Origin of the sequence: Micromonospora sp. D75 (genome assembly GCF_018070405.1) — a bacterium.
Classification (GTDB): Bacteria; Actinomycetota; Actinomycetes; order Mycobacteriales; family Micromonosporaceae; genus Micromonospora; species Micromonospora chalcea.
In genome coordinates this window covers 1-7283 of the sequence record NZ_JAGPXV010000290.1, presented here as the reverse complement: position 1 = coordinate 7283, position 7283 = coordinate 1, and the positions used below count along the sequence as shown (strand labels likewise).

Below are 7283 nucleotides of genomic sequence, written 5' to 3'. Positions count from 1 at the left end.
CCGGTGTGCCGGCGCGGCCGATCTCCGGTGTCCCCGCCACGAGCGGCGCGGCCCACACCGACCGCACCTCCGCGGCCCAACCGGCGAGCGCGCCCCCCTACGCCGCCCGCCGGTCCGCGCCGGAACCCGTGCCGGCCGCCGACGCGGCCACCGAGCCCCGACCGGAGGAACCGGCCCCAGTGGTGCCGCCGCAGCGCGTCCCCGCCGAGCCGGACGTGCCAGTCGTGCCGGAGCCGCCCGCAGTGGAACCGTCCGCCGAGACCCCCGAACTCGCCCGCATCGCCACCCACCTGCGCCGGGACGACGAACCCGCGCCGCTGCGTGAGCGCCCGGAGGGCTTCGACGTCAACGCGATCCTGGACGCGGTCCGCGAGGTGGCCGGCGTACGCGACGCGGCGCTGCGCCGTACCCCGGCCGGCGCACACAGCCTCCGGCTCGACCTGGCCGACGGCGCGGACCCGGCAGAGGTCAGCCGCCTGGAGGCCCGGCTGCTCCAGGAACGGATGGGCCTGGCGGCGGCGCCGCAGAACCTGCCCGGCGCGCCGGTCGTGCCGCCGCCGGCCCCACTGCGCCGCCGATCGGCCCGGCTGGACCGGGCCGGTGAGGCACGGGCGGGCGAGGGCCGTTCGCCCGGGCCGATCCACGCCCGCGCCCTGCCGGACGAGACGCGGACGGCGGTGCCCGCGCCCCGCAACGGTGACGAGCCCGGACCGGCCGGGGACGAGACGCCGACGCGTACCGGTGTGGTGCGCCCGGCCGCGAACCGCTCCGGTGAGGGACGGTTCGGCGGCACGGACCGCGCGGCGCGTCCGGCCGACGCCCCGGCCGAGGGCGACGAGCCGCCGCGCCGCCGCCGGCAGGCCACCCACCGGGGCCGGGCCGCTGTCGACGAGACGTCGCTGGCCGCCGCGCCGACCGGCATGTCCACCGGCAGCCCGGTGACGCTCGGCACCTCGTACTCCGGTGGGCAGATGACCACGACGGAGACCGCGCCGTCGCGACCGCTCGACACCGGCGGCGCGCCCGGGCCCCGGGTGGTCATCGAGCACGTCCTGGTGAGCACGTTCGGCCTGGACGCCACCACTGAGGTCCGCCTGATCGCTGGCGACCGGACGGCCGAGGGCCACGCGACCGGGCCGGCCGTCGACGGGTACGTGCTGCGGCTGTGCGCGGTGGCGGCGGCCGCGGCGGTGGACGAGTTGCTCGGCCGGGGCGTCCCGGCCGGTGAGCACGGCCGGTGCTTCGTGGAGCACGCCGCCGTGGTGCCGTTCGGCAACTGCGAGGTGGCGACCGTTGTCGTGCTGCTGGTCTGCGACGGCTGGGTGGAGCAACTGGCCGGGTCGGCCCTGGTCGCCGGGGATCCCCGGCAGGCGGTCGTGCGGGCCACGCTGGCGGCGGTGAACCGGCGGCTGGAGGCGCTGCTCGCCTGAACGGTGTGCGGTACGGCGCGCGCGGGGAAGACTGGAGACATGAAACGCGCCGCACTCTGGCCGGAGCACAGCCTCCCCGCGCACGAGGTCCCGCCGCCCTGGCCCGGCCGGCACGTCCGGCTCGACGGCACGCTCGTGCACGTCCGGGAGACCCCGGCGACCGGGCCCGGCGCGGAACCGGCGCTGTACGTGCACGGCCTCGGCGGGTCCGCGCAGAACTGGACCGATCTGGCCGGCCTGCTCGCCGGCCGGCTCGACGGCCAGGCGATCGACCTGCCCGGCTTCGGGCGCAGCGAGCCCGGACCGCGCTACACCATCCCGGCCTTCGCCGACCGGGTGATCCGCTGGATCGAGCACACCGACCGGGGGCCGGTGCACCTGTTCGGCAACTCGCTCGGCGGCGCGATCTCGGTCCGGGTGGCGGCGCTGCGGCCGGACCTGGTCCGCACGCTCACCCTGATCTCGCCGGCCCTGCCGTTCCTGGACTTCCGGCGTTCGTTGCAGGGGCGGATGCTTCCGCTGCTGGCGATCCCCCGTGGTGAGCGGCTGGCCGCCTGGCGGCTGGCCCAGTTCACGCCCGAGGTGGCGGCGCAGCAGGTGATGGAGGCGTGCGTCGCGGATCTGACCCGGATCAGCGAGCAGCGCCGGCAGGAGGCGATCGACGAGATCCGGGTCCGGTACGAGGCCGCGCACCACGCCGCCGCGTACGTGCGTACCTTCCGGGGACTGGTCGGCAGTTTCCTGCGCTCGTACCTGCCGGGGGAGGGCGCGCTGTGGCGGCAGGCGGCGGCGGTGCGGGCGCCCACGCTGGTGGTGGGCGGAAGGCAGGACCGCCTGGTCGACGTCCGGGTGGCGCCGCAGGCGGCCCGCGTGATCCCGGACAGCCGGCTGCTGATGCTCGACGGCGTCGGGCACGTGGCGCAGTTGGAGGTCCCGCGGACGGTGGCGCGGGCGGTGCTGGGGCTGCTCGGCGAGCCGTCGTCGCCGGACGCCGGTGCGGGGGAGAGCGGAACGGGGCGCGACATGGCAGGCTGAGCCGGATGCCCAGCTCACGCCCTCCCCGCACCGCCCGGTCCCGGGCCTCCGCTCGTCCCTGGCGCTCCGCCCTCGTGGTGTGCGCCTTCCTCGCCGTCGCCGCGGTCGGCGTCGGCGCGGCGCTGCAACTTCCGTCGGCGGGGGCGGGGACGCGGGTCACCGACGGGTTCGTGGCCCAGCCTCCGGCGCCGACGCGGACGCCGCCGAGCGTGTCCCCGTCGCCGGTGGTGACGCCCAGTTCCTCGCCGCCGCCGGTGCTGACGCTGTCCGACCCGGGGCCGGCGAAGGGGCGGGGCAGCTTCGGCTACGACGACCGGCCCGGCGGGGTGCTGGGCCGCTCCGGGCCGCTGCAGCGGTTCCGGGTGGCGGTCGAGAACGGCTCGGGCGAGCAGGTCCGCGACTTCGGCGAGGCGGTGCAGCGGGCGCTGGCCGGCCCGGGCAGCTGGGTGGACGGAGGCCGGCTGCGGTTGCAGCGGGTCGGGCCGGGCAGCGGGTACGACTTCACGATCTACCTGGCCACCCGGGAGACGGCGCGGCGGTTGTGCGGCGCGGGCGGGATCGACATCCGCGTGGGCGGCGTGCCGTACACGTCCTGCCGGGTTCCGGGCAAGGTGGTGATCAACCTGGACCGGTGGCGGACCTCCGCGCCGCACCTGGTCGCCGCCGGGATGACGCTCGACGACTACCGGCTCTACGTGATCAATCACGAGGTGGGCCACCAGCTCGGGCACCGGCACGAGGGGTGTCCGCGGGCGGGGCGGGCCGCGCCGGTGATGCAGCAGCAGACGCTCTTCCTCAACGGCTGCCGCCCGAACCCGTGGCCCTACGTGGGCGGGAAGCGGTACGCCGGGCCGAGCCTGTGACCGCCGGTTCGTGAAGAACATTCGCGGCATAGGCGGCAAAAGCAGCTAAATGCCCGAATTGCATGGCACGCTGATGTCATGACCTCGTCGTCCCCTTACGACATGCACGCCGAGCCGCGCCGCCGACCGCCGCCCCGTCACCCGGCCGAGCGTCCCACGGTGCGCCGCATGCGCCGTCGTCGCCGCCGCTCGGTGCTGCTGCTGGCGATGCTGCTGGCCGCCGGCAGCGGAGCGGTCGGCGTCACCCGGCTGAACGCCCCCGGGCCCGGCGGGACGTCGCTCGCGGCCGAGCCGTCGCTCGCCCGCGGGGCCGCCGAGGCCGACGTCCCGGCCGCGCCGCCGACCGGCTACCCCACCGCCGGCCCCGGCACGTTCGCCGTGGCCCAGGGCCGATCCCCGGTACGCGGACACGCCGGGCCGCTGCGCCGCTACCGGGTCGAGGTCGAGCACGGTACGGGGCAGGACGCCGACGGTTTCGCCGCCACCGTGGACGCGGTGCTCGGCGACCCGCGCAGCTGGATCGCGTCGGGGGAACTGCGGGTGCAGCGGGTGCCCGAGGCGGCCGCCGCCGACTTCACCGTCTACCTCGCCACCCCCGTCACCTCGGAGCGGATGTGCGCCGAGGGCGGACTGCGCACCGACCGGTACACCTCCTGCCGGCTGCCCGGCCGGGTCGTGCTCAACCTGGCCCGCTGGATGACGGCGGTGCCCGACTACGGCGCCCCGCTGGACGTCTACCGGACCTACGTGATCAACCACGAGGTCGGGCACGAGTTCGGCGAGCTGCACCAGGCGTGCCCGGCGCCCGGCGCGCCCGCCCCGGTGATGCAGCAGCAGACGTACGGGCTGGACGGCTGCCTGCCGAACGCCTGGCCGTACGTCGACGGGGCCCGATACTCCGGCGAGCCCACCGACGGGGTCTGAGTTATTCCCGGTCCCGCAGTTCGGGCCGAGTGTCCCTCATCATGGCCGATCCCCGTCCGGGCGAGCGACAATGGCGCGGTCACACCGCCGATCCCGGGGAGTCCACCGTGTCGTTGCCCCCGCTCGTCGAACCCGCCGCCGAGCTGACCGTAGACGAGATCCGCCGATACTCGCGCCACCTGATCATCCCGGACGTCGGGGTCGAGGGGCAGAAGCGGCTGAAGAACGCCCGGGTGCTCTGTGTCGGCGCCGGCGGCCTCGGCTCGCCGGCCCTGCTCTACCTGGCCGCGGCCGGTGTCGGCACGCTCGGCATCATCGACTTCGACACCGTCGACGAGTCGAACCTGCAGCGCCAGGTCATCCACGGCGTCTCCGACGTGGGCCGCTCCAAGGCCGAGTCCGCCGCCGCGTCGATCCGCGAGATCAACCCGCTGGTCAACGTGGAGATCCACAACACCGCGCTGGACCGGGAGAACGTCCGGGACATCTTCTCCCGGTACGACCTGATCGTGGACGGCACCGACAACTTCGCCACCCGGTACATGGTCAACGACGCCGCGGTGCTGCTCGGCAAGCCGTACGTCTGGGGTTCGATCTACCGCTTCGACGGCCAGGCGTCGGTGTTCTGGGCCGAGCACGGCCCCTGCTACCGCTGCCTCTACCCGGAGCCCCCGCCGCCCGGCATGGTCCCCTCCTGCGCCGAGGGCGGCGTGCTCGGCGTGCTCTGCGCGTCCATCGGGTCGATCCAGGTCAACGAGGCGATCAAGCTGCTCGCCGGCATCGGTGAGCCGCTCGTCGGCCGGCTGATGGTCTACGACGCCCTGGAGATGAGCTACCGCAAGATCAAGGTCCGCAAGGACCCGAACTGCGTGCTCTGCGGCGAGAACCCGACCCTCACCGACCTCATGGAGGACTACGAGGACTTCTGCGGCGCGGTCTCCGACGAGGCGCAGGAGGCGGTGGTCGACTCGACCATCACCGCGCTGGAGCTGAAGGACTGGCAGGACTCCGGCAAGGACATCTTCCTGGTCGACGTGCGCGAGCCCGCCGAGTACGAGATCGTCCGCATCCCCGGCTCGACGCTCATCCCCAAGGGCGAGATCCTCTCCGGCGAGGCGCTGGCGAAGTTCCCGCAGGACCGGCAGATCGTGCTGCACTGCAAGTCCGGCGTCCGCTCGGCCGAGGCGCTCGCCGCGCTGAAGGCGGCCGGCTTCAACGACGCCGTGCACGTCCAGGGCGGCGTGCTGTCCTGGGTCAAGCAGATCGACCCGTCCCTGCCGTCGTACTGAGTCACGTCGATGGGCCCGCCCGGTTCCCCGGGCGGGCCCATCGTGCTTTCCGTACCCCGTGGCGTGGACAAACGCCTGGTCGCCCGACCCGCAGGTGGATGCCTTCGGCGACCGGTGGGCGGTACCGGCCCTGACCGAGCTACCGAGGCGTAACCCCGGCCGCGCCAGTACCGTCAGGGCCGTGGTGGACTTGGACGCGGCGATCGGATTCGTCGTCGCTCACGGAGACGCGGTGGACCGCGCCCGTCTCTCCCGGCTGCGCACCGGCGCTCCGGTGCCGTCCGACGTGCTCGACGCCGCCGAGTCCGGGCCGGCGCCGGGCGGCGGCTGGCCCGCCGTACTCGACGGCGAAGTCGCCTCGATCGACGCGACCTGCTTCCGCCTGGCCGAGCTGGACGACCTCGGCGCGCTCGGCCGCCCGGCGGCCCGGCACGCGCTGGACTGGCTGGCCGCCCGGCAACTACCAGACGGCGGCTGGGACGAGGATCCGTCGCTGGCCGGGCTCGCCCCCGAATGGGCCACCCCCGGCGATCCGGAGGCCCGGCTCTACCAGACCGCCAACGCCGGATTCTGGCTCACGGTGGCCGGGCTGGACGCCCGCGCCGCCGGGCCGCTGGACCACCGGGTCGGCGGCGCGTACGCCGGTGTGGTGGAGGCGGCGGCCCAGGCGCTCGCCGCCCAGCTCGCCCCGGACGGAAGCTGGCCGTCCTTCCTGCCCGCCGGCTGGCTCGCCGCCGCGGTGCTGCACCGCCAGCAGATGTACTACGAGTCGGCGCGCATCCAGGCGGTGCTGGCCGACCGGATCCCCCGGATGTCCCCGGCCGACGTGGCCTGGCTCGCCGCCACGCTGCGCCGGGTCGACGTCGGCGAGGAGCAGTGGCTGCTGGTGTCCGCGCGCAGGCGGCTCGCCGAGACCCAGCGCAGCGACGGCGGCTGGGACAGCGACGACGGCCACCAGTTCGACGTGCACACCACGCTGCGGGCGATCCGGGCGTGCCGTCCGAACACGCCCGAGGCCCCGGTAGCCGGCGCGCCGTTCGTGTCGCCGCGCCCCGCCGAGCTGCCCCCGCCGCCCGCGATGCCGGCCCCGCGCCCGCGCCGGCTCCCCGCATCGACGTCTCCGCCGCCCGCGCCCGACTCTGGGCCGCCCGCCTCCACGCCCGCGTCGCCTGCGCCCGTGTCTCCGCTGCCCGGCCCGGCTCGCCCGTTGACCGGCCCGGCTCGCCCGTTGACCGGCCCGGCCGAGGCATCGGTCGCATCGGCGGGTCCCGCTTCCGACCCTTCGGCGGGCTTCGGCTCCGACCTGTCGTCCAATTTCGGCACCGACCCGTCGGCCGGGATCGCGCCCGCGCTGTCGGACGGCGCGCCGGAGCTGTTTCCGGCCCCGGGTCTCGGGCCGGATACCTGGTTCCGTCCGGACACCGGGCCGGATGCGATGCCCGGATCGGGAGCAGGGCCTGATCCGTCGGCCGGTGCTGAGGTGTCGGCCGGTGCGGAGAGCGGGCCGGGGCCGTGGTCCGCCTGGATCGTCACGCCCGATCTGCTTCCCGACGAGAGCGCCGGGCCTGCCGCGCAGCTGGTGTCGGAGCTGCTGCTGCCCGGCCCGGTGCCGCCCGCTCTGCCTCCGGCGGTTGCGGTGCCACCGGCCGCCCCGGTGTCCCCGGGTTTGCCTCCGCTGGTCACGCCGCCATCGGAGCCCACCGCCCAGGTGATCGCCGCACCGCCGCAGCCCGGCACAGTTC

At 75.5% G+C, this 7283-nt stretch carries 4 protein-coding genes and 2 pseudogenes; all 6 read left to right on the top strand.

What is annotated here, in order from left to right:
* Positions 1-1430: pseudogene (locus KBX39_RS18035) on the top strand (hypothetical protein); the annotation flags it as partial.
* Between the two features lie 39 nt (positions 1431-1469).
* Complete coding sequence (locus KBX39_RS18030) at positions 1470-2465, top strand: alpha/beta fold hydrolase (protein WP_043328177.1); 996 nt, start codon at positions 1470-1472, stop codon at positions 2463-2465.
* 5 nt (positions 2466-2470) lie between these two features.
* Entirely contained in the window at positions 2471-3328 is an 858-nt protein-coding gene (locus KBX39_RS18025) for a DUF3152 domain-containing protein (RefSeq protein WP_064446640.1), read from the top strand.
* Between the two features lie 78 nt (positions 3329-3406).
* Positions 3407-4252: a DUF3152 domain-containing protein gene (locus KBX39_RS18020; RefSeq protein WP_104115501.1), complete on the top strand. Its 846-nt coding sequence runs from the start codon at positions 3407-3409 to the stop codon at positions 4250-4252.
* Positions 4253-4293: 41 nt separating this feature from the next.
* Positions 4294-5541, top strand: a complete 1248-nt coding sequence (gene moeZ, locus KBX39_RS18015) for an adenylyltransferase/sulfurtransferase MoeZ (RefSeq protein WP_176722780.1) — start codon at positions 4294-4296, stop codon at positions 5539-5541.
* Between the two features lie 169 nt (positions 5542-5710).
* A pseudogene (locus KBX39_RS34075) lies at positions 5711-6541 on the top strand (hypothetical protein); the annotation flags it as partial.
* Positions 6542-7283: the final 742 nt, after the last annotated feature.